This is a genomic window from Vibrio hepatarius, from assembly GCF_011806575.1.
GTDB classification, from domain to species: domain Bacteria; phylum Pseudomonadota; class Gammaproteobacteria; order Enterobacterales; family Vibrionaceae; genus Vibrio; species Vibrio hepatarius_A.
The window spans coordinates 113,607-139,859 of sequence record NZ_JAATOO010000011.1 but is presented as its reverse complement, the minus strand read 5'-3'; the positions used below and the strand labels follow the sequence as shown (position 1 = coordinate 139,859).

The 26,253-nt window shown below is 46.5% G+C and carries 23 protein-coding genes; 10 read left to right on the top strand and 13 right to left on the bottom strand.

Going from position 1 to position 26,253, the window contains the following annotated elements:
- Positions 1-102: 102 nt before the first annotated feature.
- Entirely contained in the window at positions 103-573 is a 471-nt protein-coding gene (gene soxR, locus HCZ42_RS11080) for a redox-sensitive transcriptional activator SoxR (protein ID WP_167420759.1), read from the top strand.
- On the opposite strand, the gene HCZ42_RS11075 is transcribed toward soxR, so the two are convergent.
- Entirely contained in the window at positions 541-1,419 is an 879-nt protein-coding gene (locus HCZ42_RS11075) for an AEC family transporter (RefSeq protein ID WP_167420758.1), read from the bottom strand. The genes soxR and HCZ42_RS11075 overlap by 33 nt on opposite strands.
- A 454-nt stretch (positions 1,420-1,873) precedes the next feature.
- Between HCZ42_RS11075 and HCZ42_RS11070 the strand changes: the two genes are divergently transcribed.
- The 3 genes from HCZ42_RS11070 (at position 1,874) to HCZ42_RS11060 (ending at position 5,012) form a co-directional block, all read left to right on the top strand.
- Positions 1,874-2,875, top strand: coding sequence for an ABC transporter substrate-binding protein (locus tag HCZ42_RS11070; RefSeq protein WP_167420757.1), 1,002 nt, complete (start codon positions 1,874-1,876; stop codon positions 2,873-2,875).
- A 14-nt stretch (positions 2,876-2,889) separates the two neighbouring features.
- A complete protein-coding gene (locus tag HCZ42_RS11065; RefSeq protein ID WP_167420756.1) occupies positions 2,890-4,254 on the top strand; it encodes a GGDEF domain-containing protein in 1,365 nt (454 codons plus the stop codon).
- A 155-nt stretch (positions 4,255-4,409) separates the two neighbouring features.
- Positions 4,410-5,012, top strand: a complete 603-nt coding sequence (locus HCZ42_RS11060) for a YitT family protein (protein ID WP_053407325.1) — start codon at positions 4,410-4,412, stop codon at positions 5,010-5,012.
- Positions 5,013-5,092: 80 nt separating this feature from the next.
- Here HCZ42_RS11060 and HCZ42_RS11055 read toward each other — a convergent pair whose 3' ends face one another.
- Positions 5,093-5,557, bottom strand: coding sequence for an HAD family hydrolase (locus tag HCZ42_RS11055; RefSeq protein WP_167420755.1), 465 nt, complete (start codon positions 5,555-5,557; stop codon positions 5,093-5,095).
- A gap of 166 nt (positions 5,558-5,723) precedes the next feature.
- Between HCZ42_RS11055 and HCZ42_RS11050 the strand changes: the two genes are divergently transcribed.
- The 4 genes from HCZ42_RS11050 to tyrS all read left to right on the top strand — a co-directional run bounded on the left by HCZ42_RS11050 (position 5,724) and on the right by tyrS (position 10,714).
- The gene (locus HCZ42_RS11050) at positions 5,724-5,876 is read left to right on the top strand and encodes a hypothetical protein (protein WP_157052293.1); all 153 of its coding nucleotides are present in this window, start codon (positions 5,724-5,726) and stop codon (positions 5,874-5,876) included.
- A 368-nt stretch (positions 5,877-6,244) separates the two neighbouring features.
- Complete coding sequence (gene katG / locus HCZ42_RS11045; protein ID WP_167420754.1) at positions 6,245-8,410, top strand: catalase/peroxidase HPI; 2,166 nt, start codon at positions 6,245-6,247, stop codon at positions 8,408-8,410.
- 160 nt (positions 8,411-8,570) lie between these two features.
- The gene (locus tag HCZ42_RS11040; RefSeq protein ID WP_167420753.1) at positions 8,571-9,368 is read left to right on the top strand and encodes a helix-turn-helix transcriptional regulator; all 798 of its coding nucleotides are present in this window, start codon (positions 8,571-8,573) and stop codon (positions 9,366-9,368) included.
- An 89-nt stretch (positions 9,369-9,457) separates the two neighbouring features.
- A complete protein-coding gene (gene tyrS / locus HCZ42_RS11035) occupies positions 9,458-10,714 on the top strand; it encodes a tyrosine--tRNA ligase (RefSeq protein ID WP_167420752.1) in 1,257 nt (418 codons plus the stop codon).
- A 206-nt stretch (positions 10,715-10,920) separates the two neighbouring features.
- On the opposite strand, the gene HCZ42_RS11030 is transcribed toward tyrS, so the two are convergent.
- Entirely contained in the window at positions 10,921-12,495 is a 1,575-nt protein-coding gene (locus HCZ42_RS11030; RefSeq protein ID WP_167420751.1) for a ubiquitin-like protein, read from the bottom strand.
- Between the two features lie 304 nt (positions 12,496-12,799).
- Complete coding sequence (locus HCZ42_RS11025; protein ID WP_167420750.1) at positions 12,800-13,999, bottom strand: type III PLP-dependent enzyme; 1,200 nt, start codon at positions 13,997-13,999, stop codon at positions 12,800-12,802.
- A 455-nt stretch (positions 14,000-14,454) separates the two neighbouring features.
- Here HCZ42_RS11025 and HCZ42_RS11020 point away from each other — a divergent pair, with 455 nt between their 5' ends.
- Together HCZ42_RS11020 and HCZ42_RS11015 are read left to right on the top strand one after the other, a co-directional pair.
- Complete coding sequence (locus tag HCZ42_RS11020; RefSeq protein ID WP_167420749.1) at positions 14,455-14,736, top strand: PepSY domain-containing protein; 282 nt, start codon at positions 14,455-14,457, stop codon at positions 14,734-14,736.
- On the top strand, positions 14,729-15,244 hold the full coding sequence (locus tag HCZ42_RS11015; RefSeq protein WP_167420748.1) for a cytochrome b/b6 domain-containing protein: 516 nt from the start codon (positions 14,729-14,731) through the stop codon (positions 15,242-15,244). The genes HCZ42_RS11020 and HCZ42_RS11015 overlap by 8 nt, the downstream gene beginning before the upstream one ends.
- A gap of 44 nt (positions 15,245-15,288) precedes the next feature.
- On the opposite strand, the gene HCZ42_RS11010 is transcribed toward HCZ42_RS11015, so the two are convergent.
- The 9 genes from HCZ42_RS11010 to HCZ42_RS10970 all read right to left on the bottom strand — a co-directional run bounded on the left by HCZ42_RS11010 (position 15,289) and on the right by HCZ42_RS10970 (position 26,248).
- On the bottom strand, positions 15,289-16,617 hold the full coding sequence (locus HCZ42_RS11010; RefSeq protein WP_167420747.1) for a D-serine ammonia-lyase: 1,329 nt from the start codon (positions 16,615-16,617) through the stop codon (positions 15,289-15,291).
- A gap of 29 nt (positions 16,618-16,646) precedes the next feature.
- Positions 16,647-19,748, bottom strand: a complete 3,102-nt coding sequence (locus HCZ42_RS11005; RefSeq protein WP_167420746.1) for an efflux RND transporter permease subunit — start codon at positions 19,746-19,748, stop codon at positions 16,647-16,649.
- Positions 19,745-21,055, bottom strand: a complete 1,311-nt coding sequence (locus HCZ42_RS11000; protein WP_167420745.1) for an efflux RND transporter periplasmic adaptor subunit — start codon at positions 21,053-21,055, stop codon at positions 19,745-19,747. Before HCZ42_RS11000 ends, HCZ42_RS11005 begins: the two co-directional genes overlap by 4 nt.
- On the bottom strand, positions 21,042-21,701 hold the full coding sequence (locus HCZ42_RS10995; protein WP_167420744.1) for a TetR/AcrR family transcriptional regulator: 660 nt from the start codon (positions 21,699-21,701) through the stop codon (positions 21,042-21,044). The genes HCZ42_RS11000 and HCZ42_RS10995 overlap by 14 nt, the downstream gene beginning before the upstream one ends.
- Positions 21,702-22,090: 389 nt before the next feature.
- Entirely contained in the window at positions 22,091-22,750 is a 660-nt protein-coding gene (locus tag HCZ42_RS10990; protein ID WP_167420743.1) for an HAD family hydrolase, read from the bottom strand.
- A gap of 1 nt (position 22,751) precedes the next feature.
- Positions 22,752-23,771 (bottom strand): ABC transporter ATP-binding protein, encoded by a 1,020-nt coding sequence (locus tag HCZ42_RS10985; protein ID WP_167420742.1) that lies wholly within the window; start codon positions 23,769-23,771, stop codon positions 22,752-22,754.
- Positions 23,768-24,556: an ABC transporter permease gene (locus HCZ42_RS10980; RefSeq protein ID WP_167420741.1), complete on the bottom strand. Its 789-nt coding sequence runs from the start codon at positions 24,554-24,556 to the stop codon at positions 23,768-23,770. The genes HCZ42_RS10985 and HCZ42_RS10980 overlap by 4 nt, the downstream gene beginning before the upstream one ends.
- Entirely contained in the window at positions 24,543-25,445 is a 903-nt protein-coding gene (locus tag HCZ42_RS10975) for an ABC transporter permease (protein WP_167420740.1), read from the bottom strand. Before HCZ42_RS10975 ends, HCZ42_RS10980 begins: the two co-directional genes overlap by 14 nt.
- Positions 25,442-26,248 carry an alkaline phosphatase family protein gene (locus tag HCZ42_RS10970; RefSeq protein ID WP_167420739.1) on the bottom strand — a complete coding sequence of 269 codons (807 nt, stop codon included), beginning with the start codon at positions 26,246-26,248 and terminating at the stop codon, positions 25,442-25,444. Before HCZ42_RS10970 ends, HCZ42_RS10975 begins: the two co-directional genes overlap by 4 nt.
- Positions 26,249-26,253: the final 5 nt, after the last annotated feature.

The window sequence follows — 26,253 nt, the reverse complement described above, 5'->3', positions numbered from 1 at the left end:
AAAATTCCATTTAGATTGTTCCGATGAAAGGAGGATTTGGTAATACTGTAAAACCTCAAGTAAACTTTAGGTAAAGCACTTTTTATTTAAAAGGACGTAAATATGGATATGTCGGTTGGTGAAGTGGCGAAACGTGCAGGCATCAAGGTTTCGGCTTTGCACTTCTATGAGCAGAAAGGCCTGATTCATAGCTGGAGAAATCAAGGCAATCAAAGACGTTATGACCGCAGTGTGCTACGTAGACTGGCAGTGATTAAAGCAGCGCAAGAAGTTGGGCTGACACTCGAAGAGATCGTTGCTTCGTTAGCGCATTTACCTAAGCATCAGGCGCCCAGCCGTAAAGAATGGGAGCAGATGGCACACGGTTGGCACGATATGTTAGAGCACCGCATCCTGCAGTTAAAGGCGCTGCAAGAAGACCTAGGTGGCTGTATTGGTTGTGGTTGTTTGTCGATGGATTCTTGCGCGATCTACAATCCTAAAGATATCCGTGCAGAAACATTCAAAGGCAAAACACTGCTTACCGCGCCGGAAGAATGGTCATCCCAAGGAGAGGGCGAAAGTGAGCAATAATGGCAGTGTGATGATGCTGAGAAAGTTGCCGAACAAAACCATAGACGCGACGTTGACCGGTTCAATATGAAAACGTTCGGCGAATAAATAGTTCATCACCGCAGGCGGTAGCATGGTAAACAGCACCATCATCTGCAACTGCATGGTCGGTAATGGAATAAAGAAGTAGATCACCGAAAACGCAATGGCACCGGTAAAGAGTGACTGTAACGTGCACAATAAACCGACTCGCAAACCGCTTAAACGCAAGTGACACATTTGTGCACCGAGCGACAACAACATCACCGGAACCGCGGCTTGTCCGAGCAATTTGGTCGCTTCATACAGAGGCAGCCATACGCCAATGCCAGATAGATTCAGAATCAAAGCGCTGCTGGCCGCTAAGAAAACGGGCATCCGCACCACTTGCTTGAGAGGATTCCCTTCACTAAGCAACGTTAAGCCAACACTAATATGTACGCACGCTGAGACAACGAATAGCAGTACTGCTGATGCTAATGCAGTATCACCAAAGGTGTAAGTAAATAGTGGGATAGCGAGGTTGCCACTGTTGCGAAACATATGTGGTGGCGCCCATGCTTTGAAATTCAAACCTGAAAATTTACACACTGGAATCATAATTATTCCGGGCAGCAAAACGGCAACCAATGAAGCAGAAAGGAGTGGCACCTGCTCGGTGTCTAGCGGCATGGAAACAAGTGATGAGAACACCAAAGCAGGCGTGAATGTATCCATGTTTATACGATTTATAGGTCGAAAATCTGGCTTCAACCAGCGGCCGACAGAGAATCCGACCATTACCAGTGCGAACACTGGAAATAATATTCCAATGACTTGTTGAAGCATGACTTCCCTTAACGCTTTGAATTCTTTTCCTTATATTTCCAAACTACCTGAAATCATAGCGATTAAACAGTCATTAAGGCCAAAAGTTGTTTCGTGCTCACCGTTTGTAAATCCTAAGTTTCTTGCTATGTATTTTTGGCTTATGAAAGATTAGTAGATGTTAAGTATTGATCATTGAACATTGTAAGTGTGACGTACTGTTTATTTAGTCAAATAATTTATCACCCCCTACATAACCCGCCTACATAGCCTATTATTAGTCATATAAGTTGATATGGATGCAACTTATTCTTGACGTAATGAAACCAAATTACCGTACGTGCGAGTGATACCGAACACACTTTGGAAAATGTGTTCGCGTCATTTGCTAGAAAGCGAGATTTTTAACGCCTGCGAAAGAATTAATGCGCTAATTATTATATGAACTTATTTTCTTAACATGGATTTGTTTGATATGTCGCCAACCAAGCGAACATTTACTGCTTTTGGGTTTATTTCTGTTTTGCTTGTCACTGCCGTTGTTTACGCAACACAGAGCTGGAAAGGCGAAGAACAGAAAATCAACGACGCCACTGTTACCATTGCCGTGTCGAGCACTCCGTTGTCTGCGCCGTTTCTGGTTGCAGATAAACTAGGATTCTTCAAGCAACAGGGATTAAACGTAAGTTTGATACCGTGTGATGGCGGTGTTGCATGTACCAAGATGATGACTGATCGTGAGGTCGAATACGCAACCGCATCGGAATCTGTGGTTATGTTCCAGAGCTTTAAACATAACGACATCGCTTTGCTCGTTAGTTTTGTTGAAACAGACAACGATCTAAAGCTGTTAACTTTAGAACCGTCCAACATCACTTCGGTGGCCGATCTCGATGGCAAAAAAGTCGGAGTGGTGAAAGGCAGTGCCAGTGAGTTTTATTTTGACTCCGTTTTGATTGCCAACAACTTAAAGAACCTCAATATAGAGAAAGTCTATCTGTCACCGCAAGAGATGGTTGCATCTCTCATTTCATATCAGGTTGATGCGATTTCGGCTTGGGAGCCACTCGGTTATAAAGCGGATACTTTGTCTGCCGCCAAAGTCATCAACCTAGGTAATCATGGCATTTATCAACTTTCGTTCAATCTGCTATCGGTAACAGAATACCTTGAGACTTCAGGGGAAGAACCGATAAAGCTGATTCAAGCGCTCGACTCCGCGGTTAAGTGGATAAATCAAAACCCGAATCAGGCGTTGGAATTGATCGCCGAACAGTTAAATCTGTCGGTCAACCAGGTGGAATGGTCGTGGGAAGACTTGATGTTTAGACTCGCGCTGGGTAACTCGCTGCTTTCCAATATTCAGTTGCAAGCTCGTTGGGCAATCGAGCGCGGTCTGGTAGACGATACACTTCCTGACTTTAGAAAAGTATTTTATTCCGAACCCTATCGACAGGTTCGGATCACGAGAGATTAGATAGAGACAGGCATATGCTGGGTTCCTTATACAAAAAACTACTGGCGCTCTCTATTACGACAATGATTCTAACCTTGTCGATTATTTTGTCGTTCTCTCGGGTCAGTATAGAAAGGGAAGAGACCAAAGCTGAACTCGATCAAGTCGTCGATCTGCAACTTAGTGTGGACCTATTGCGCAGTCAGTTGTGGGTTTTTCTTCAATTTGGCGACAAGCAGAGTTTGGAACAAGTGGAATACGCTAAAGAGGAACTCGCGACCAAACTGCAAAAGTACCAGCAGGGCAATAATATGCTCGACAACATCATCCACATGAATCGCAGCCTAAGTTCGATTCTCGAACAAGAAAAAGCGGTCTACTTTGATGAATCAGGTGGACTGGAAGCGCTTGGGGCGGATGACATTACTGCGCGTGGTCTGCTGCATTCTCGGTATAATATGATCGTGCAAAACATGACCGAAGAGCTGGCATATGTACATAGCGCAGTAATGAATCACAATGATGTGCGGCAGAACCTTGTGATGAAACAGGCTGCGCTTTGGTTGATTGCTTGCTCGGTGGTGGTAACAGGAATCGCATGGTGGATGTTTTTTCGCTTCCGCATCGGTTTTAGCGCGATGAAGAACGCGATTGTCGATCTCACGGAAGGCAAGCTTGATACACAAATTAAAGGAGAAAACTTCGATAGTGAGTTTTTAGCCATTGCCAAATTCTTTAACAAGATGACCAAAACCCTGCGAGAAACCACTGTCACCAAAGAAGAGTTGGAGCTAGAGGTTAGGCGTCAAACTGAACAGTTAAAACAAAAGCAAGAGCAGTTGATCTTCTTATCCGAGCACGACTCACTGACTAATATTATGAACCGTCGCGCGTTTGATAGTCAGCTTGAAAGCTCCATCTTGAACGCCAAATTAACTCACACCAAACTGGCGCTGTTTTTTATCGACCTAGATAATTTCAAGGAAGTGAACGATACGCGTGGCCATGACGCCGGAGATGCGATCCTTATTGCCGTGGCGGAACGCTTGGCTAGTGCGGTTAGGGATACCGACTTTGTCGGGCGTATTGGTGGCGATGAATTCCTTGTCTGTTTGGATCATCTGCATGATTTTGATATCGTGCCAAGCAAGGCTCAGCAGTTGATCAATGTCATCAACGAACCGATTACGTTTAACGAACACAGTTTCACAGTAGGAGCGAGTATTGGGGTGAGCTACTTTCCCGATCAAACCCTTAACAAAGAATCGCTACTCAGCATTGCCGATGAGGCTATGTACCGTGCTAAACAGCTTAAACGTTCGGCCTGCAACGAAAGTAATACCAACCTTAGTCCTGAAACTTGCGAGTCGGTAGTGACGCTCGCTTCAGTAAAGCAATGAGATTTGGTATCTATAACCAAGGTGTAAACTTCTTTTAACACCTATTTATCAACAGAATTAAGCCTGAATCTCGACATTAATCCCAAATATCGACATCTTATGCCCGTTTGATTCACCACCTTTTGGGTGAATCGCCTAAGGGAAAGGATTTCGCAATGGACAAAGAACATAGTTTTCGCGAGAACATGCTCGCGTTGGTGCTGGGTAGTGCGTTGGTGTCACTCGGCGTTATCTTCTTCAACAAGGTAGGCTTGCTGACCGGTGGTACGGCAGGGCTCGCTATCTTTCTCACCAAAATTAGTGACTTCAGTTTTGGTCAGGTTTTCTTTTTACTCAACCTACCGTTTTACATTTTGTCTGTCACACGTATGGGCTGGCGCTTTACCGTCAATACGTTTATTGCGGTCACGATTGTTTCTCTCGCCGTTGACCATTTACACCACGTGATTGAGATTGCGCGTATCGATTCTTTCTATGCGGCACTGTTAGGTGGCGGGTTAATAGGTATCGGAATGCTGGTGATCTTCCGCCACAAGATGAGCCTAGGTGGATTCAACATATTAGCCTTGTTCCTTCAAGAGCGATTCGGTATTCGAGCGGGTAAGGTACAAATGGCACTCGATTGCACTATCGTTGTGATGTCACTGTTTATTGTTGATATCCAGTTGATCCTGCTATCGGTGCTGGGTGCGGTAGCGACAAACCTGATTCTTGCGATGAACCATAAGCCTGGGCGTTATCAGCCTCAAGCGGCTTAAGTTCTCTGAGACAGAACCCAAAACGGCTTAGTGATTCACTAAGCCGTTTTTTATGGCTTTCAAGAATTATCTAACATTGGTTAAATCAGCTCTTCTAGCTTGGTAATACTAGTGACGTTGTCAGGCACTGCGTCGCCATTTGGGTTAAACCACACCGTATTCAAACCTGCTTTCTGTGCGGGATAGATATCTTTATCGAGCACATCGCCCACCATGGTTAACTCTGATGGTTCTTCACCAAGTTCCTGTGCAATCGCGAGATAAAATTCAGCGCAGTTTTTCTCTATGCCAAGGTTCGCTCGGCAGAAATAACCATTGATGTAGCGATCGAGTTCGACACGTTGAAACGCTTGCTGGATGTCGGCTTCTGTCGATTGCTCGGCGCTGGTGGCAATATAGATGGTGTGATCGGCTGAGAGTGCTTTTAACGTCTCTTCTGCGCCTGCGATCGCCTCGACATTTGGCCACAAGTACATTTTGTCTTTGTTGTTTGGATCATCCACCATCAAGGTGTCGCCCCAATCAAATAAATACGTTTTTGTCATTTATTCCTCGGTGTATTGCTGTCTTTCCTTGGTACATCAAGTGTGGAGCGTTTGCGCTTCAAAAGCAAAATTAATCCAGACGATAATAAACCTGATTTGGACAAATGATTTAGCTCGTATTAAATACCGCACTGAAATCCAATCATATTTCAGTCAGGGTATAAAAATGCTATCAATTAACGATGTTGTAGTAGCGATCAAAGGTATCGATTTAGGTGAGATGGTTGTTACTGGTTTAAGTGCTGGTGGTTACTATGTCCATGTTAAGGCTGGAGAAAGTACACTGACTTACCCAGCGAAAGACCTAAAAAAAGTGTAATCATGAGATCTCGGTCTTAAGACCTTTTATAAATTATTAAGGCTTGGTTTATAACCAAGCCTTTTTTATTTGTTATTAAGCTTAATCTATATTTAACAAAAATTAAAAACGCCTCTTATATTCACTATTTATTGTCTTTTACTACAGTTTAATACTGCTGATAGCTTTCTCCTATTGAATTGATAACCATTACCAGCATGTGGTTTTTGCGTACTTCATCTAAACTGGTTATCAGAGAGCAAACTTATAATGCACGTCGTACTCAAATCTACAAATAACGTTGAGTAGAGGCGTATTTGAAATGGCTGATTTACCCCTCGGGTCATTTGTTTAAATCCAATACCGACTACAACAGAAGGGAAATTTAAATGACAGATAATAAAAGCACAGCGGGTCAATGCCCAGTAATGCACGGTGGCATGACATCCAATAACACGGCGAAAGAGTGGTGGCCAAAAACACTGAATCTGGACATCCTGCACCAGCACGATTCTAAGACCAACCCGTTAGGCGAAAACTACAACTATCGTGAAGAGCTTAAGAAACTAGACGTAGAAGCCCTTAAGAATGATTTAAAAGCACTGATGACGGATAGCCAAGAGTGGTGGCCAGCAGACTGGGGTCACTACGGCGGTTTGATGATTCGTCTTGCATGGCACTCTGCGGGTACCTACCGAACTGCAGATGGTCGTGGTGGTGCGGCCACGGGTAACATGCGTTTCGCACCTCTTAACTCTTGGCCTGATAACGGCAACCTAGATAAAGCTCGCCGACTATTGTGGCCAGTCAAAAAGAAATACGGCAACAAAATCAGCTGGGCGGATCTCATGATTCTTGCTGGTAACATGGCGTATGAATCTATGGGTTTCAAAACGTTCGGTTTTGCCTTTGGTCGTGAAGACATTTGGCACCCAGAGAAAGACACCTACTGGGGTGCCGAAAAAGAATGGCTAGCGCCAAGTGGTTCTGAGAACAGCCGTTACTCTGGCGAGCGTGACCTAGAGAACCCACTCGCAGCAGTAATGATGGGTCTGATTTACGTAAACCCAGAAGGGGTGGATGGTAATCCAGACCCACTGAAAACCGCACAAGACATGCGTGTGACATTCTCGCGTATGGCGATGAATGATGAAGAGACTGTTGCGCTGACCGCTGGTGGCCACACCGTGGGTAAAGCGCACGGTAATGGAGACGCAGCGAACCTTGGTCCTGAGCCAGAAGGCGCAGATCTTGAAGAGCAAGGGTTTGGTTGGATGAACCACAAATCACGTGGAATCGGCCGAAACACAGTCACTAGCGGTCTAGAAGGCGCGTGGACAACGCATCCGACACAATGGGACAACGGCTTCTTTGAGTTGCTATTTAAATACGACTGGGAACTAAGCAAAAGTCCCGCAGGTGCGTGGCAGTGGGAACCCGTCGACATTGAAGAGCAAGATAAGCCAGTTGATGTCGAAGACCCATCTATTCGCTACAACCCAATCATGACCGACGCGGATATGGCTCTGAAGATGGACCCTGAGTATCGTAAGATCGCTGAGCGTTTCTATAATGATCCAGCATACTTTGAAGAAGTATTTGCGCGCGCTTGGTTTAAACTGACTCACCGTGATTTAGGTCCACGCGCTCGCTACTTTGGTCCAGACGTTCCTGCGGAGGAGTTAATCTGGCAAGACCCAATCCCAGCAGGTAACACGCAATACGATGTAGACACAGTAAAAGCGAAGATTGCTGCAAGTGGTTTGAGCGTGGCAGATATGGTGTCGACCGCTTGGGATAGCGCGAGAACGTTTCGTCATTCGGATGCCCGTGGTGGTGCAAACGGAGCACGCATTCGCCTAGCACCACAAAAAGATTGGCAAGGCAACGAGCCTGCGCGTCTGAGCAAAGTGCTCAACACGCTAGAACAGATCGCAGCTGAAACGGGAGCAAGTATCGCGGATACCATCGTGCTAGCAGGGAATGTCGGTATCGAGCAAGCGGCGAAAGCGGCTGGCTTTAACGTCACCGTTCCATTTGCTCCGGGTCGTGGTGATGCGTCCGCCGAACAAACCGATGTTGATTCGTTTGACGTTCTGGAGCCAGTCGCTGACGGCTTTAGAAACTGGCAGAAGCAACACTTCACGGTTAAACCGGAAGAATTGTTGCTAGACAGAGCACAACTGCTTGGCCTGACCGCGCCAGAAATGACGGTTTTATTAGGTGGTATGCGTGTTCTTGGCACCAACCACGGTGGTAGTCAGCACGGTGTGTTTACCGACCGTGTCGGCAGTCTAACCAACGATTTCTTCGTTAATCTGACTGACATGAACTACAGCTGGAAACCAACAGGTCGCAACTCTTACGATATCGTTGAGCGTAAGTCTGGTGAAACCAAATGGACTGCAACTCGTGTTGACTTAGTGTTTGGTTCTAACTCAATCCTACGTGCTTACGCAGAAGTGTACGCACAGGACGACAACCAAGAGAAGTTCGTTAATGACTTCATCGCAGCTTGGACTAAAGTGATGAACGCTGACCGCTTCGATATCTAGTATTACGCGAATCTAAGTGTAAAGAAATTAAGCCACCCTTCTGGGTGGCTTTGTTTTTTCGATTAGTCAGACTCACTCTGGGTTAACAAGACGAGAGCAAGCGTTTGAATCGTGGCTGAAATTGAGTAAGCTGACGCTATCTACTTTTTAGGTTTAGACGATGAAATCAGACGTAGCTCCAAATGAATATCAGGCACTTGCGAACGCGATCAGTGCGGTGCATTCTACGAGTTTTACTTCCCAACTCTGTGCTTTCATCCAAGCGGTTGTGCCGTTTGATTGCTCTGTGGTGCTCGGCTATCGCCAAGGAAAACGTCCGGTTTACCTCTATGATTCGATCAACGAATCGCGTGAGTTGTTATTTCAGCGTTACCTTACCGATTCATTTCAAAATGACCCTTTCTATCGACAAATTGAGCAATACCCGCAAGCACGAATTTATCGCCTCAAAGATGTGTTGTCTTTGGCGACAGAGTACAAGCAATACCAACGTGAGTTTTATTTAGAAACGGGTTGGAATGATGAGCTTTGTTTGTCGATTCCATTAGATGCGTCGCGTGGTATCGCGATTTACCTTGGTGTCATGGCGGATGCGTCGTTTAGTGCGCAGCACTTGGTGGATCTGCAAACGCGCTTTGCTGTATTGAGCTCGTTATGCCAGCAACATTGGGCAAAAACAGCTTTTTCGTTGCCGGAAGTGGGCGATGAGACGCTTCATTTACGTCACGCGATAGACAAGACGCTAGTGCAGTTAGGCGCAGAGTTACTCACATCTCGAGAACAAGAGATCGCAGCTCTGTTGGTGCAGGGGTTTGATTCTAAAGAGATCGCCAGCCAGCTAGAGATTGGCGTCGGCACGGTCAAAAATCATCGTAAGCGTATTTACGCCAAGTTAAACATTTCGTCGCTCAGCGAACTGTTTCGTGTCTTTCTAAGTCAGCTTATCGCAGCAGGGTAAAGCAAAATAACACCAAAATTGTCCCTTTAGGGATATGTCTGATGGTTTCCTGCACCAGTACTCTGACTGTCTAGCAGAGAGAGGAAGCCATGACACAGCTACTTATTCAAGACTTACAGCAGCGCGGTTTGATCGCGCAAACCACCCACCTAGAACAACTTAGTGAACAACTAGCAACGCCACAAGTGCTTTACTGTGGCTTTGACCCTACGGCGGGTAGTTTGCATATCGGTCACCTAGTACCTTTGATGATGCTGAAACGTTTTCAAAACGTAGGACACAAACCTATCGCACTGATTGGTGGGGCAACAGGAATGATCGGCGACCCGAGCTTTAAAGCGACCGAACGTAGCTTGAACAGCGAAGAAACGGTCAAAACTTGGGTATCGCAGTTATCGCAACAGATTAACCAAGTGATGGGTTCTCACTTAAGTCGCCCGCTTAAGATCGTCAATAACGCCGATTGGACAGGTCAAATCAATGTGATCGAGTTTTTACGCGATATCGGCAAACACTTCTCTGTCAATGCGATGATCAACCGTGAGTCGGTTAAGCAGCGCTTGCAGCGCCCAGATCAAGGTATCTCGTTTACCGAATTTAGTTATGCGCTGCTGCAGGCCTACGATTTTGTTCACCTTAACCGAGAGTTTGGTTGCAAGTTGCAAATCGGCGGCAGTGACCAGTGGGGCAACATCGTCAGCGGGATTGACTTGACGCGTCGTATGAACAACGACAATGTGTTTGGTTTGACGCTTCCGTTGATCACTAAATCGGACGGTGTGAAATTTGGCAAAACCGAAGGTGGCGCAGTGTGGTTGGACGCGGAGAAAACTTCGCCTTACGCCTTTTACCAGTTCTGGCTCAACACCGCCGATGACGATGTTTACCGCTTTCTGCGTTACTACACTTTCTTGCCGTTGAGCGAAATTGAAGAGATCGAACAGCAAGATCAAAACCAAGCCGGTAAACCACAAGCGCAGCGTATTTTGGCAGAAGAAGTGACACGATTCGTTCATGGCGAAGAGGGCTTAGCCAGCGCTAAACGCATAACTCAAGCGCTATTTGATGGCGAACTGAAAACGCTCAGCCGCTCTGAGGTGGACCAATTGGCACTCGACGGCCTGCCGACGTTCAGTATTGAGCCTGACTGGGATATGGCGACCGCGTTAGTGGCAAGTGATTTAGCCAAGTCAAAGCGTATTGCGCGTGAGCTTTTGACCAGCAATGCAATTCGAGTCAATGGCGAGGTGGTATCGGGGGAGTCTCTCGAGCAACAGTTTGCCTTGTTCGACAAATATTGGATTGTTCAACGTGGCAAGAAAGCGTTCCGTTTGTTGAGTCGTTAACAGGAATCACTAATGTAGTCAGTATTACTCAATATTGATTTGTAAAGAGCGGGGCGTGGAGCCTGATGCTTTGTGTGAGTATACGTCGAACTAATTGCTTGTACCGCCCCTTTAAGGGGCGGGTAAACGTCATGTGTTGAATTAGTTGTTCTACAATTTATCCGCGATAGTTTTGTGCTAAGTGACCTAGATGTGTCTAAGTCAATTTAGAGCCCTATATTGGCTTCGAGAAATATAGTGTCAGAATCAACAAAATCTGCTGTAGAGGTAGAAAGGTGATAAGAAAGCTCGACTACAGCGGAACTCAAAGTGTAGCGTAGTCCGGTTTTGTAGATGGCGATTTCATCTTCCAAACTAGACCCGAAATAGGTTTCTAAGCTGGCTTGATCGGACCTTTTGCTCGAACTTAAAGGTATCTCATAGACAATTTGACCATCTATTGAACGTTCATCGTACTCCCGTCTTCCTTCTATCGAGCTCACTGATAAGTTTCCGGACCATCCTTCCCTCAATTGACTCGTGATACCTGCTGATAACTCATAAGCAACGTCATCGTCATTGATGCTGTCGGCTAGGTCAAATAGACCGATCACTTTCGCATAAGGTTTTACTACGGCATCGTCCCAAGTTGAAAGATATGAGATTTCGATGCTTGGATTGATCTGACGAGTATTCGCTCGTTTTGACGGTAAGGAGATGTCTTCACCTTCGTCATCTATATCTAAATCTTGGGCCATAGCGAAAAAGCTGAGCCCTAAAGTAAGCTTTAACGGAGATTCGCTATCTGGGGACACATTGTAGTTAATCGTCGGTTTGACATACCACAGATTTGTATCGGTTGATTCGTCTTGAAATTCTAGTTCGCCGATAGAGTATCCTGACAACAGGTAAAACATTAGTTCATCTGAATGGATATAGACTATGTAAGGGTTGATCGACCAACTATTTTCTTTGTAGTCGTTACTATCCTGGCTTGTATTTATGTCTCCATGAGTGAAACCAATAGAGGCGCCCACGTATGTAGATTCAGTCACTTTTATATCAGAGCCTAAATTGTACGACCAACTTGTGCCAGAATAAGACAGATTTGCGTCTTCAATGAGTGAGTTTCCGGAAATATCTGAGAATGAGGCGTGTCCCCAAACGGCAATTTGCCCCGTCTGTTGAGAAGCATCCCTACTCATGTTTTGTACAGGATCTGTATAGCTGGCATTGTTGAGGTTAAGTTCAAACTCGGTTAACGCCAAAAGTTGCGCTGTTGAGCCTTCTTCGAACTGACTAACATCAAAAAAGTCGACGTTGTGTTGGTATTGATTTGGGAAATTATTTTTGGATGTAGTAATTTTATTGGTAAAACGGGTGTTTTCTCGGATGGTACGTACTCTTGAGTACACGTTTTTCTGAAGCTGATTAGTTTCTAATAATGAAGAAACTTGAGAGAGTTGCCTTTTGGATTTAAGTTCTGTTTCCAACGTTGAAGCATTATCTGTAGAGCTAACTATCAAGTGTAAAGTGCTCTCTTTCTGGATATTGTAATCAGACAGTGATCGACCATCTTCCAGTTCTTTCCCTGCAAAAACTAACGTTTGCTTATCTGGTGATATGTTTTCTTTTTCTTGTATCTTAACTTTCACCGTTTCTATCGAGTCAGAAGGCTCAAGATCTAACGTAATGGTCTTGCCCGTGGTCATTTTAATGAAAATTTGCATGGCATACGCTGATGAACTCCAAGCAATACAACATATTAAAATGCTTTGAATAACAATTTTAAACTTCGGCATCCATGCCCCTTATACACAAATAAGTGTCAGAAAAATGTCAAAAAAAGGTTAAATAAAGAATGGGAGCAAGTTTTATTGTTGTCAATAGATATAAGTCTTTTGGTTTAACATTATAGTCAAACTTAAGTTTAGATAGTGCATTGTATTGCTTAAAGAACTAACAAGTGACGTTTGCAAATAGCAAGAAACTATACGGCGAGCAAAAAAGTTGAATACGATATAGAACGTTAGTCGTGTAGATGAATCAAAGGTTTAGCAATTACGCTAAACCTTTGGCATTGTTTTAATTGGTACTTAAGTGCCGTTAACCAATCATGCGCTCCTGCGCCGCTTCTTCTTGGTTAAACACAATCGTTTGTGCACGTTTGAAGAAGTTAAAATCCGTTGCTGTTGCGCTCGTGTAAGCGCCCATCATGCGGCCAACGACCAAGTCACCGTTGTCCAGTTTCGGTAGCATGACATTTTCTGCAATCACATCAATGCTGTCGCAAGTTGGTCCGGCTAATACGCTTGGTAGATATTCGCCACCTTGTTTTAGCGTTACTAGCGGGTACTGGGCATCGTCAAACATCAAGCCGCTGAACGAACCGTAAATGCCATCATCCAAGTAGTACCAAATCTGACCTTCGCGTTCTGCCTGGCCCATCACCGATGCGACACTCATCATTGACTGCGCAACGATAAAACGTCCAGGTTCGGCAATGACGTGAACCGTTTCTGGCAACTCATTCAACGCTTCGTTAATCGGCACACAAAACTCATCGATTGGTGTCACGTGTTTTGAGTAGCTTACCGGGAAACCACCACCGATATCTAGTGTACTCAACGCTGGAAGACCGCGCTCAACCACCTGTTCCATGACTTGTTTGCAAGTACGGATCGCATCAACGTATTTCTGTGGATTCATGGTTTGTGAACCAACATGGAACGACAGACCTTTGATGCGGATATTCCACTCTTTCGCTGTTTCGATGATGGTCAGAGCTTGCTCTGGTGAGCAGCCGAACTTCTTCGAAAGGTCAGCAAACGCTTCAGAGTTACGGAAACTCAAACGCACCAGCAGCTCAACTTCATCTTTATATGCTTTGAATTTCGCCAGCTCGTTTAGGTTGTCCACCACAAACACATTACAGCCGTACGCTAACGCGTCACGAATGTCTGAATCGCGTTTAATTGGGTGCGTGTGAATAGTCCGCTCCGCTGGTACGCCTTGCCGCGCGACTAACTCAACTTCGCCTGTAGTGGCGAGGTCAAAGCTCGCCCCTTCTTCAAGCAGAGTTTTTACAACTGCTGGGTGTGGCAGCGGTTTAAGTGCAAAGTGTAACGTAACCGTCGGTAGCGCATTTTTCAGCGCGCGGTACTGGCTGCGAATTACGTCGCAATCGAGTAGCAGTAATGGCGCACCGAACTGTTCAACAGAAGACTCGATAAGAGAGACTTCAGCAGCAGACAGAGTTTGAGAAGAAAAAGATTGAAAATCCAATACAGAATGAGCGTGAGCCATAGAAAACCTCCAACGTGTAAAGGCACTTTTCATTCGCACTTTGTACAGTGAGGTAATGATGAAAAGTGGAGCGTCAAAAAAAGCGCAATTGCGCAGTCAAAGTCACTCTTGGATAGTTGCTCTATCGCCTTGCCACAAAACACGCTGTGATGTACTCGGATTGGCTATCATCAAGAAGCAGGGCGATATTAAGTGGATAATTTTTCTTGCGCAACACCCAATGGAGCTTTTGAAAGCAAAACATTTTTGTTGTCAGGATAGAAATTGTTGAACGTGATTTCGAGGTCCCGTGAGATGGGCGGTGTGGCAATTTTCGCGTGGATTCAGGCGCGATATTGTTGAGAGTTCAGATAAGCCATTTGGTGCATTATTCAATTAGTTTAATTTTCTTAAGGGTTTCTTAAGATTCACTGATTAATGTGGTTTATGAATTCAAACATCAATGGAGATAGACCATGACGATCAACAAAGCACTTGTTCTTTCTGGGTTAGTAGTGGGTATGTTTGCAACTTCTGCGTACGCCGACCCAACTTGTACTAAAGCGAGTAAAGAAGCTTGGATCCCGTTCGAACAAGCCAAACAGCAAGTGATGGATCAAGGCTACAGCATTAAAAAATTCAAAACGACAGACACGGGCTGCTACGAGCTGTATGGCAAAGATGCTCAGGGTAAACGCGTAGAAATCTATTATGACCCAACCAACCTCAAAGTCGTGAAAGAGGAAAAAGATGACTAAGCATTTTGTTTGGGACAGATTGGTGCGTGTGACGCACTGGTCTGTCGCTGCTCTGTTTTTGGCTAACTACTTGGTCACCGAAGAGGGCAGCGATATCCATGAGTGGGTCGGATACAGCGTGGTTGGATTAGTAGTGATCCGTTTGTTGTGGGGAATGATTGCTTCACCGCCGGCGAGACTGTCTTCGTTTCTACCTTCTCCGCGTTCGGCATTGCTGCACTTAAAGCAGGTACTTGAGACCAGAGAGGACCAACATACTGGTCACAACCCTGCGGGTTCGGTGATGATCTGGTGCATGTGGATTGGGCTGCTGATGACAGGGCTGTCGGGTTATTTGATGGAAACCGATCAGTTTTGGGGCGAGGATTGGGTCGAAGAGTTTCATGAATTAGCGGCGAATCTAACCTTCGCGTGTGTCTGTATTCACGTTGCCGCCATTGCGCTGATGAGCCGAGTGACCGGAAATAGCTATATCCGCACTATGCTTTGGAAACAAAAACGCCACTAAAAACGTAGTGGCGTTTTATCTCGATGCCGTATCACACTGAGAGTCTAACCAGCGGCTTGGTTTAGATAACTTTCCATTTCTTGTGCCGGAACCATGCCGCCACCTGTTGCCCATACTAGGTGCGTTGACTGTTTGAATGCTTGCTTGCTGATGTTCATACGATTCAAATAACTTGGATTCTGACTGACCAATATTGGACCAAGCATTCCAGCAAGTGCAGACGGTTCTAACTGAATATCCTCGGTTTGGTTAAGCTGCCCGAGTAAACGGTACATGTGCTCATCTGAGAGCGTGTAATAGCCATCGAGTAAACGTTCCATTGCTCGGCCAACAAAGCCTGACGCGCGACCAACCGCAAGACCATCCGCTGCGGTAATGTTGTCGATGCCGATATCTTGTACCGAGATGTTGTCGTGCAATCCGGTATGCACACCGAGTAGCATGCATGGTGAATGAGTCGGTTCGGCGAAAATGCAGTGCACGTGATCGCCAAACGCCATTTTAAGACCAAATGCAACGCCTCCCGGACCACCGCCTACGCCACAAGGCAGATAGACAAATAAAGGGTGCTCTGCATCAACACGGATGCCTTGTTGGTCAAATTGCTGTTTCACTCGTTCTCCAGCCACCGAATAGCCGAGGAACAAGGTTTTCGAGTTTTCATCATCAATAAAAAAGCAGTTCGGGTCTTGTTCCGCTTCTTTTCGACCTTGCTCAACCGCGACACCGTAATCTTGTTGATACTCGACCACATTAACGCCGTGGGAGCGCAGTTTGTCTTTCTTCCATTGACGAGCATCCGCTGACATGTGAACGGATACCGAAAATCCGAGTTTAGCGCTCATGATGCCAATCGACAGACCCAAGTTCCCCGTCGAGCCTACCGCGATACTGTATTGTTTGAAAAAGTCGCGAAACTGATCGCTGAATAACTTGCTGTAATCGTCACTGGTTGAGAGTAAACCCGCTTTGATGGCTAACTGCTCTGCGTGGGTCAGCACTTCATAAATACCGCCGCGGGCTTTAATTGAGCCAGAAATCGACAAGTGGCTGTCTTTCTTCAAGAGTAGCTTGCCTTGAATCTTGGTTTGATATTCTTGTTCCAGCCATGTTTGCATTGCTGGAATTGCTGCGATCTCTGATTCAATAATGCCGTTGCTGGCTTTAGTCTCTGGAAAAGCTTTGACCAAATACACAGCGAAGCGGCTGAGCCTATCGCTCGCATCTTGAATGTCTTTAGCGTTCAACCCCACGTAAGGTAAGCCTTGTTCTAAGCTGGTCACATTGGGGTTAAACCAGGTGACTTCTTCCAGTTCAATCAGTTGTTTCACTAGTGGAAAGTCGCGGCTAAGCGTTTCAATATCAATCGTCATAGGGTTCCTAACGGGCTGATTTTTATCTTTTATATTTCTTCGTGTTTATGGACCAAGCCAAAGTCGGCGAGAATCGCATAAGCGGCAGGAATCATAAACAGTACCAGCAGAGTTGAGGCAAAGATACCAAATACGATTGATATCACCAGTGGCTGGATGACTTGCGCTTGCAAGCTGGTTTCAGTCAGCAATGGCAACAAACCTGCCGCTGTGGTCATTGAGGTCAGGAACACGGCGCGAAAACGCTCGCGGCTCGCTTTGACTACTGAATCGTGCACGCTGTCGCCTTCATCGACGTGGTGGCGAATGTATTGCACCAGCAAAATGGAGTCGTTGACCACAATCCCCGCCAAAGAAACAAAGCCCATCATACTCGGCATACTCAGCGAGTGACCCAGCAATATATGCCCCCAAACGACACCGATAAAGGCGAGTGGTATCGCGAGCATAACCACAAACGGTTCGAGATAACTGCGGAACTGGTAACTCAAAATGGCAAAGACGCCGAACAAGCCGAGTAAGAACCCCTTACCCATTGATGCGCCAGTTTCCGCTGCGTCTTTTGCTTCACCTTCGAAATCGAAACGCAAACCTGGATACTTAGCGACGAGCTTCGGCGCTTCTTCCAACTGGAACTGACGAATGATCGCTGTCGAGTTCGCTTTGGTGTTATCGGTATCGCCAAATACGCTGATGGTTCTCAAGCCGTCGATGCGTTGAATACGCACGTAATTACGCTGGAAATCGAGTGTCGCCATCGTCGCCAATGGGATCTGACTGCCGTTTGGCATAATGATCGGGAAATTAGCCAACTGCTGTAAATCACCGGCTTGGGCTTTGTCTAAGCGCACTTCAATCGAGATATTCTCAACCCCAACCTGAATTTCATCGGCGGTTTGGCCAAAGAAAGCGGCGCGAAGCTGGGCGGCGATCAACTGACCATTGATGCCATACGCTTCTGCGCCCGGACGCAATTTGACCAGAATTTCTTCTTTACCCATACGCATGTCATCGAGCACACCGTGTACGCCGTCAAACTTTTTCAGATACTGCTGAATATCGATGGACGCGGCTTTTAACTCATCGAGATTGTCGTGCTTGGCGCGAATCTCAATTGCACGTCCACCGGGGCCCATTGTCGGTTGCTTAAACACCAGAGAAATTGGATCGGCCAGGTCACCAATATCGTCGCGCCATGCGTTGATAAAGTCGTCGATGACGGTATTGCGGCTTTCTGCACCTAGTAAGTCTAAACGCACGGTTGCAATGTGTGGTCCTGATTCATTTGCGTCTGCGTTGGCATTGAATTGGCTAGTGATATGCTCGACCAACGGTGTGCCATTTTCGTTTTTCTCACTCCATTCCACTGCCAACTTTTGCGCCGACGCTACGATTTTATCGACTACCGCTTCTGTCTGAGATAACGAAGAGCCGGGTGGCAGGATAATCCGCGCTTCGGCGATATCGCCGTCTAAGTCGGGAAACGGTTGAAACTTAAGGATACCGCCAACGATGGTAGCGATGGATATCAGCAGTACAGCGACTACTGAACCCAAAAACGCGTAACGGTATTCCACTACTTTTTCTACTGCGTTGATAAGACGGGTATTTCTAAAGTTCTCAAACCCATCCAAAATCTTCTTCTTAAACTTGGCTGGCGGCTTGTCTTGTTTTTCTTTCTGCAGTGAATGCGATAAGTGGTTTGGTAAGATAAGAAACGCTTCAATCAAACTGAGCGTCAGTACCAAGATCAGCACTTGCGGAACGGCTTTAAGCACCGCACCCATTTCCCCTTCAAGAAACAGCAAGCTACCGAAGATGCACACTGTGGTGAGGAAAGATGAAAGTACGCCGGGGAGCACTTTTTTTACGCCTTTGACCACTGCACTATCGATATCTTCGCCACGGTCGAGGTGGGAGGCGATCGATTCCGCTATTACGATCGCATCGTCCATCATGATACCAATGGCCATCAATAAGCCGACCAGAGACATGATGTTGATGGACAAACCCAGTTGCGCCATCAAGAACAACCCGCCCAAGAAAGCAACCGGTAAACCAGCCGCAACCCAGAACGAATAGCGCAAGCTGAAGAACAGCCACATGGTAGCGAACACCAATACAATACCTTGCCAGCCGTTACGAACCATCATGGTCAAACGGTCCCAAAGTACAGAGGAGAGATCATTGGTCAATTCGAGTTTGACACCGTCGGGCGCGATAGCTTGTTGGTCTTCAACAAACTGTGCGACACGGTCTTTGATTCTTAGCGCGTCATCTTCTTTGTTCTTGCTGATTTTAAGTAGAGCAGACGGGTGGCCATCAAACAGCACTTTCTGTTCGTCCAACTCGAATCGGTCAGTGATTTTCGCGATGTCCTTAAGGCGGATGATAGAGCCATTTTCACCTGAGCCAACCACGATGGATTCAAGTTCTTGCGGTGTTACTCGTCGCTCATCAAAACGGATCAAAAAGTTCTTATCCGGTGTCTCGACGTTACCGCTCGGCAGTTTGACGTTTTGACGGCCGATTTGCTCAGCAATATCACCGACACTTAAGCCCAATTGACGAATCGCCTGGGTATCGAGCTCAACACGATATTGGTGGTCAGAAAAGCCCGCGACGCTAACAAGTGAGACTCCGTAATCGAGCTTCAATGTGCGCTTAAGTTGCTCTGAGTACGCTTTCAGCTCCGGCCAAGTGGTATCGGCGGTGATGGCGACGTCAACAACGGGTTCGTTCCAGTCGAGTTCTTGAACCACTGGTGATTCGATCTCTTTAGGGAAGTCGTTGATCGAATTGATTTGTGTCTGTACATCGACCAACATTCGGCCGATATCGGCTTTTTCATTTAGCTTAAGGATCAGACGTGCAGAGCCTTCAATCGCTTCACATTGGGTTTCTTCAATGTTGGCAAGGCCGTCGACGGCGTCTTCCATGCGTACACATAAGCTCTCTTCCACTTCTTGTGGAGAGGCGCCCGGATAAACCACGCCTGCCATGATGTAAGGAGGGTCAAACTCGGGAAACGTTTCGCGCTTGATGTTGGGTAAGGTGGTGATACCCAACAGCAGCAACGACAGCATCAGCAGGTTGGCGGCGGTTGGGTGTTTGGCGAAGAATCGAATCATGAATCAGACTCCTCGTGGTTTGCTTCTTTAAGCGCCATTCCTTCGATTGCTGGCAACACATCATTGATCACCAAGCGTTCGCCTTGCATCAACTCACCATCGATAATCACTTGATTATCGCGGCGATAGAGCACATCAACCGTAACAATTTTTAGCGTGTTGTTTTCATCTTTGATATAGACTTTGTCACCGTGCAAGGCGCGTTCTGGGATCACCCAACTCGGGTTTTCTTGGCCTTCAATGTTGGCGCGAACGAACATGCCATTGACCAGTGGAGGTGTGCTGCTTGGGCTTAGGTCTCGATAGTCCTGCTTGATTTCTAAAATTACGCCAGCGGTTGCCTGACTTGGGTCGACGGTTTCACTAATGCGAGACACGCGTGCGGGCCAAGTCGCGTGTAAGTTGCCGCTGTTCAGTTCGATCTCAGCTTTAACAAATGTCATATCTGGACGCGGGATACCGGATTCGTCACGGCTGAACTCGCCAATACTTGAAGCCAGCGTGCGCATATCGTGGATTGATAGTTGCGCTTCCACTTCCATAACCTTGATACCGTGAGCGACGAACATGGTCTGTTGTAGGTTGACGACTTGGTCTTGCTCAATCTCCACTTGCGAGATACGTAGGTCCATTGGCAACGTGATCACCGTTTTGTCCAGCGAACGCTGCGCTTCTTCGACTTTCGCTGCGCTCACTTTCACCAGTGCTTCTGCGACTTTCTTCTCGTCAGGCATCAGACCGATCTGATTTTCAATATCCAACACCAGTTTGCGCTGCGAAAGGGCAGACTGCTCTTGTTGGTCAACGTCTGACTGCGAGGTTAGATTCTTCTGTCGTAGGTTGCGTTTACGTTCCAGCTCTCTATTGGCAATCACCAAACGGTTCTTTTCGATTTTGAGCGTTTGTTTGAGGTTAGCTTCTTCTTGGTTAAGTTTGGCTAAAGAGGTTTGAGAAGACTTTAAATCAGCCTGTGCTTGCACCAGTTTGAGCTCATAATCGAGCGGGTCTATACGTAAGATCTCAGTTCCCGCTTTGAGTATTTGACCTTTCTCAAGTTGAGGATGACGGTAGATCACTTTACCCGTGACTTCTGCGATCGCTTTCCACTCGACTTTCGGCGCCACCTTGCCAAAGCCGACTGCTACCGGAGCCATCGCTTTGAGTTCCAGTGGAATCGTTTCGACTAATCTTGCTCGGTCTCCAGCGGGTTTAACTGGCAACTCGGGTTTGAGCTTGATAGCCAATACGAGAAAAACGATACCAACCGCAAGAGCAGGGAAGAAGAGAAGCTTTTTATTGATTTTCATGACTACCGCCTTGGGTATCTAGGAATCCATATTTCATTAATTTGATGTTGTGTTCGAGCAACTGACTCAAGAATTCTTCTGACAGTTCGATGCCATGCACTGACAACAACGCTGGTGGTGCGATAAAGGGAAAGACCATTAAACTGATATACGATACGCGGCACAGTTTCGGGTCGGCGTCTTTTCTTAAGATCCCGCTATCAACCAGTTTGTTAAACATCATGCCTTGCATCGGTTTACTGATATCGCTGAACACTTTTTCCAGCAACTTACGCTGGGTTTCAGATGGTGGCATGTGCATGACTTGCGCGACCAGACGCGGAAACTGCGGCACTTTAATCATTTCCTGATAGTAGGTACGCATGATATCGAGGAAGTTTTTTTCAGAGTTGTCGGCAATGAGCGTTTGTAGCTGCTTTTGTATCGGGGAGAGGGTCTCGCGCAACATGGTTTCGAACAAGCCTTCTTTGCTACCAAAGTAGTAACGGATCATGGCAACGTTGACTCCTGCCTTGGTGGCGATCATCCGGGTAGAGACTTTGTCATACGCCATCACAACAAACAGTTCCCGCGCGTGATGGATTAGCTTTTCGCGAACATCGATGTTGTCACTCGGGCGTCCGACTTTGCGTTGGTGTTGACTCATCCTTGAACACTCAATATTAAACAGATGATTAATTATAGAGTGATGCTTAAGTGAACAACACGGGAATAATTCAACGTTATTTAATCAAATGATTAATTTATTGGAAAACTGTGAGCTGGGTGCTAAGTGGCGAGTGTTAAAAAGAAAAAACCCGCAAAGTGGGCAAACCTTGCGGGCAAAAAGGGCAACAATTTTTAGTTGTTAGTTTGGAGATTTTTGGTCCAATATCCATATCCAAACTGTTATAAAGCTATTGCGGTCTTTAACTTCACTTTATATCAGTGTAACCAATGGTGTTTAAAGTAACACTTTTGTCACGTTTGTTTAAACAATCAAAAGTGAAAAGATAAATTCCACTAATGAAAAGTTCGGGCTACAAGGTTGTTGAACTAATGCCACTCTAATAGGCGCCAGTTTGGCCTGTCTGCGTACTGCTTTAGTTGAGTGCACGGGTTAACTAAGTAGGCAAAGTCTGCGGCTTCACACAGTGGTAAGTCGTTTATCGAGTCGGTGAAAAAGTGGATCTCTGAGTAAGATTCAGGCTGCTCCGCTAGCCACTGGTGTAACCTCGACACTTTCCCTTCACGGTAGCTAGGGATGCCAGAAATCTCACTGGTAAAGCAACCGTCTTTTTCGACCAAATCAATGCCGAGCGCGTGCTGGATGCCCAATTGTTCACCGACGGTCTCAACCAGAAAGGTTACTGACGCAGAAATGATCACCATTTCAATTTGCTTGTTATGCAGCTGTTCGATCAGAGATTTTGCCTGTGCAAACTGCTTCGGTAAGATGCGCTCGACAACGCACTCTTCGACCAGTGCTTTGACTTGCGGTTTGGGTATTGAGGTCAACGGCGCAATAGAAAACTCAAGGTAGTCTTCCATATCCATCTTCCCTTGGCTGTAGAGCGCCATCAAGCGTTGGTCTTGTTCGATAAAGTCAGGGTCGGTTGCGATGCCTTTTTCGACTAAGAAAGCGTTCCAAATCATTGCGCAGTCAGCGTTGATTAAGGTTTCGTCCATATCAAAAACGTATAAAGGCTTAGACATATCAGGCTCTCACTGGCTGGATTTCGTTGAGGTTAAACAGAAGCTCAAGTTGGCTACCATTAGCTAATAATCGCTCAGATGAACGGTTGAGTAAATCAACGGTCAGTTCGCACTGTTGTACATCGACTTGGTAGCGAATCACGTTGCCAAGCAGTTGATGGTTTTTGATGGTCGCAAGTTGTGGGGCAGAAATGTGGCTACCGTAGTGACGCCCCGCTTCTTTGACATAGATAGATTCTGGGCGTATCGCAACCTTGGAATCGGCTTCAATGTTAAACCAGTCTTTGGCTTTATCGGCTGTCACTAGGTTGTAGTGGCCCATAAATCCTGCAACGAACTCATCCGCTGGTTGGGTGTAAATATCTTCTGGAGTGCCGGCTTGCACGATCTCACCTTTGTTCATCAAAAAGATGCGGTCTGACATGATCATCGCTTCTTCTTGGTCGTGCGTGACGAAAATGGTGGTGAGGTTCATCTCTTTCTGGATATCACGAATTTGCTGGCGCAAGTGTTTGCGGATTTTGGCATCCAACGCGGAAAGTGGTTCGTCCAATAACAGAATGCGAGGTTTCACCACCAGTGCACGAGCCAGCGCGACGCGCTGCTTTTGTCCGCCGGACAGTTGATGCGGGTAATGGTGCTCTTTGCCTGTTAACTCAACCAGTTCAATCACTTTTGCTACATCCGGCTTAATAGCTGAGCTTGATAAACCTTTCATTTTCAGGCCGAAAGCAATGTTGGCTTCAACAGTCATGTTGGGGAATAGGGCATACGATTGGAACACCATACCAATGCCGCGTTGTTGTGGCGCTTGATGGGTGATCTCTTCGCCGTCTACCCAAATTTGGCCGTTGTCGACTGGGTTGAGTCCCGCGAGGCTTCTTAAAAGGGTCGACTTACCACAGCCGCTCGGTCCTAGCAGAGTGATAAATTCACCCTTTTCAATCGTAAAATGGATGTCTTCAAACACCGTGTTGTCAGCAAATGATTTGCTGAGTTGTTGTGCGGTTACGTAACTCATGATTTCGCTCCTTGGCTGAAACGACTTGCCAACCAAGTCAGTAAGAAAATAAACAGGAAGTAGGTCATCACCAGCGCCGAGGTAAAGTGACCACTGGTTTGGCGCATGTTGTAGAGATAGATTTGCAGCGTCTCGTAACGAGTACCGACCAAAATATTGGCGAAGACGAACTCGCCCAATAAGAATGAAAACGAGAGAAACAGTGACGCCATCAAGCCTTTTTTGATATTGGGTAACACGATCAACACAAATGCTTTCGTGGTGCTCGCGCCAAGCAGGTGAGCGGCGTCCATCAAATCGTGCAGATTGATCGCATCAAAGCTATTTGCGATCGCGCGATACATGAACGGCAATGCAATCGTGAAGTATGTGCCAATCAGTATCCACGGCGTGCCGACCAGTGCAATTTCGCTGTCGGCGTAAAGCTGTAGCAAGCCAACCGATGACACGACAGGCGGAACGGCAAACGGCAGAAGAATCAATAAGTTCATCAGCTTGTCGAGTTTAGGAAAGTAGTAAAACACGACGAAGATGGCGGGCAGGATCAACACCACGCTGAGCAGCAGCGACGAAATACCGATGAACAGTGAGCGGCCAAATGACTCAATAAAGCGTGGGTCAATCAGCAGTTTGAGATACCAGTCAAAGGTTAAGCCGTCAGGAAGAATCGTAGCGCCCCAACGGGATGAGATCGAATAAATGAAAGTGGCGAGAATCGGAATCAGCATGATCCCAACAATCGAATAAACCACGGTTTTGTGCCAAGTTGTATTAACGTGTTGCATTGGATTTCTTCCCTGCGTAACTCTTGGAAATAAGCCACTGGTTAATGACAGTGATGAAAGCGAGTAGCAGCATCAGCATTACCGAGATAGCGGCGGCGAGATTCGGTTCTAAGAACAGGTCACCTGAAACCAAGCTGGCAATACGAATAGTAATGACGTTGTAGTTCCCCGACGTCAGAGCGTAAACACTGGCGTAAGCGCCCATGGCATTGGCGACGAGAATGATGAAGGTGCCAAACAGAGCAGGAGATAACAAAGGTAAGGCGATTTTGGTCCAGTACTGCGCGGTGTTCGCGCCTAGTAGGGACGCGGCGGATTGCCAATCATCGCTCAACGCATCAAACGCAGGGTATAGAAGAAGCACCGCGAGCGGGATCTGGAAGTAGACATAAATCGCCAGCAGTCCCCACTTGCCGTAAAGGTCAAAATCGCCAATCAGTCCATACTGTTTGAGCAACAGGGTAATGGCTCCGTTGGTACCGAGGATGATGATGAACGCGAATGATAGTGGCACGCCGGCAAAGTTGCTGCTCATATTGGTAAAGGCAATCACACCGTCACGGATTTTAGAGTCCAGTCGGCGCAATGATGACACCAATAGGGTTGCGATCGCCAAGCCAAACACACTCGACCACACCGCCAACCACAGGCTGTTGCCAAAGGCTTGCAACATAAAGTCAGAGTCGAGGATCTCAAGGTAATTCTCTAGTGAAAATTCCTCTTCGTAGACAAAGCTGTTAATCAGCACCCAAATCATTGGCGCTAGCTGAAACAGATAAAAAAACAGCGCAAACGGCGTGACCCAAATTAACGGCTTAAAGCGGTGAAGCGACGTTAACATCCTATTTTTTGGTACTTGTTGCGTTTGAGAGATGGCAGAACTGCTCATAATGCTAACAATCCCTGAGAGTAAGGTTTTTGGTGTTCAAGGCCGAGGAGCTGACACACGATGCCGCAGATATCGGTCTGGTTGATGTGGCACTCTTGATGGGTGAATCGATCACCAATCACAAAGAATGGCACTTCGCGCTCTTCCGGTAGAATGCCACCATGCGACAAATCGTTATTCATTCCGTGATCACTGGTGATGATCACTTGGTAGCCATCACTGAGCCATTGTTCAATGTAGTTTGATAAGTAGATGTCGGCTGCGCGGGCACTGTTTCTGTACTGGCGCGAATCTAAGCCGAACTTGTGTCCGAGATCATCGATGTTCATCGGATGAATCAAGAGGAAATCTGGCTGATAGGTACGACGTAGATGCTCTGCATCGAGGAACAACGCTTCATCGGGGTAGTGGTCCCAGTGATAAAAGCAGCCGTGCTGAATGTTTAAGTTCTTGTCATTAGTGAATCGATCGCGCGCTGCGTCAAACGGCGCACGATTGTACAATTCGCTGACCCAATGGTAAGCGGCTGCGGCGGTCACTTTACCTTGTGACTTTGCTAAGCTGAAAATCGAGTCATGCTTAGATAAGCGAATGATGTTGTTGTTGACGATACCGCTCTCGACCGGCCTGACACCAGTAAGGATGCATTCGTATAGCGGGCGAGACATCGATGGTAGTTCGCACTGAACCGGGTAGAGAGTAGCGCGTTGTTGTTCCAAAAGACCGTTTAGGTAGCCCATGCAGTCGCGGGCTACCTGATAGTTCAGTCCATCCAGAACAACAAGGATAACCTTATTGCTCATAGTGA

Excerpts from the sequence above, each read along its gene's own strand:
- soxR (WP_167420759.1), top strand. The coding sequence starts at position 103 with ATGGATATGTCGGTTGGTGAAGTGGCGAAACGTGCAGGCATCAAGGTT.
- HCZ42_RS11075 (WP_167420758.1), bottom strand. The coding sequence starts at position 1,419 with ATGCTTCAACAAGTCATTGGAATATTATTTCCAGTGTTCGCACTGGTA.
- HCZ42_RS11070 (WP_167420757.1), top strand. The coding sequence starts at position 1,874 with ATGTCGCCAACCAAGCGAACATTTACTGCTTTTGGGTTTATTTCTGTT.
- HCZ42_RS11065 (WP_167420756.1), top strand. The coding sequence starts at position 2,890 with ATGCTGGGTTCCTTATACAAAAAACTACTGGCGCTCTCTATTACGACA.
- HCZ42_RS11060 (WP_053407325.1), top strand. The coding sequence starts at position 4,410 with ATGGACAAAGAACATAGTTTTCGCGAGAACATGCTCGCGTTGGTGCTG.
- HCZ42_RS11055 (WP_167420755.1), bottom strand. The coding sequence starts at position 5,557 with ATGACAAAAACGTATTTATTTGATTGGGGCGACACCTTGATGGTGGAT.
- HCZ42_RS11050 (WP_157052293.1), top strand. The coding sequence starts at position 5,724 with ATGCTATCAATTAACGATGTTGTAGTAGCGATCAAAGGTATCGATTTA.
- katG (WP_167420754.1), top strand. The coding sequence starts at position 6,245 with ATGACAGATAATAAAAGCACAGCGGGTCAATGCCCAGTAATGCACGGT.
- HCZ42_RS11040 (WP_167420753.1), top strand. The coding sequence starts at position 8,571 with ATGAAATCAGACGTAGCTCCAAATGAATATCAGGCACTTGCGAACGCG.
- tyrS (WP_167420752.1), top strand. The coding sequence starts at position 9,458 with ATGACACAGCTACTTATTCAAGACTTACAGCAGCGCGGTTTGATCGCG.
- HCZ42_RS11030 (WP_167420751.1), bottom strand. The coding sequence starts at position 12,495 with ATGCCGAAGTTTAAAATTGTTATTCAAAGCATTTTAATATGTTGTATT.
- HCZ42_RS11025 (WP_167420750.1), bottom strand. The coding sequence starts at position 13,999 with ATGGCTCACGCTCATTCTGTATTGGATTTTCAATCTTTTTCTTCTCAA.
- HCZ42_RS11020 (WP_167420749.1), top strand. The coding sequence starts at position 14,455 with ATGACGATCAACAAAGCACTTGTTCTTTCTGGGTTAGTAGTGGGTATG.
- HCZ42_RS11015 (WP_167420748.1), top strand. The coding sequence starts at position 14,729 with ATGACTAAGCATTTTGTTTGGGACAGATTGGTGCGTGTGACGCACTGG.
- HCZ42_RS11010 (WP_167420747.1), bottom strand. The coding sequence starts at position 16,617 with ATGACGATTGATATTGAAACGCTTAGCCGCGACTTTCCACTAGTGAAA.
- HCZ42_RS11005 (WP_167420746.1), bottom strand. The coding sequence starts at position 19,748 with ATGATTCGATTCTTCGCCAAACACCCAACCGCCGCCAACCTGCTGATG.
- HCZ42_RS11000 (WP_167420745.1), bottom strand. The coding sequence starts at position 21,055 with ATGAAAATCAATAAAAAGCTTCTCTTCTTCCCTGCTCTTGCGGTTGGT.
- HCZ42_RS10995 (WP_167420744.1), bottom strand. The coding sequence starts at position 21,701 with ATGAGTCAACACCAACGCAAAGTCGGACGCCCGAGTGACAACATCGAT.
- HCZ42_RS10990 (WP_167420743.1), bottom strand. The coding sequence starts at position 22,750 with ATGTCTAAGCCTTTATACGTTTTTGATATGGACGAAACCTTAATCAAC.
- HCZ42_RS10985 (WP_167420742.1), bottom strand. The coding sequence starts at position 23,771 with ATGAGTTACGTAACCGCACAACAACTCAGCAAATCATTTGCTGACAAC.
- HCZ42_RS10980 (WP_167420741.1), bottom strand. The coding sequence starts at position 24,556 with ATGCAACACGTTAATACAACTTGGCACAAAACCGTGGTTTATTCGATT.
- HCZ42_RS10975 (WP_167420740.1), bottom strand. The coding sequence starts at position 25,445 with ATGAGCAGTTCTGCCATCTCTCAAACGCAACAAGTACCAAAAAATAGG.
- HCZ42_RS10970 (WP_167420739.1), bottom strand. The coding sequence starts at position 26,248 with ATGAGCAATAAGGTTATCCTTGTTGTTCTGGATGGACTGAACTATCAG.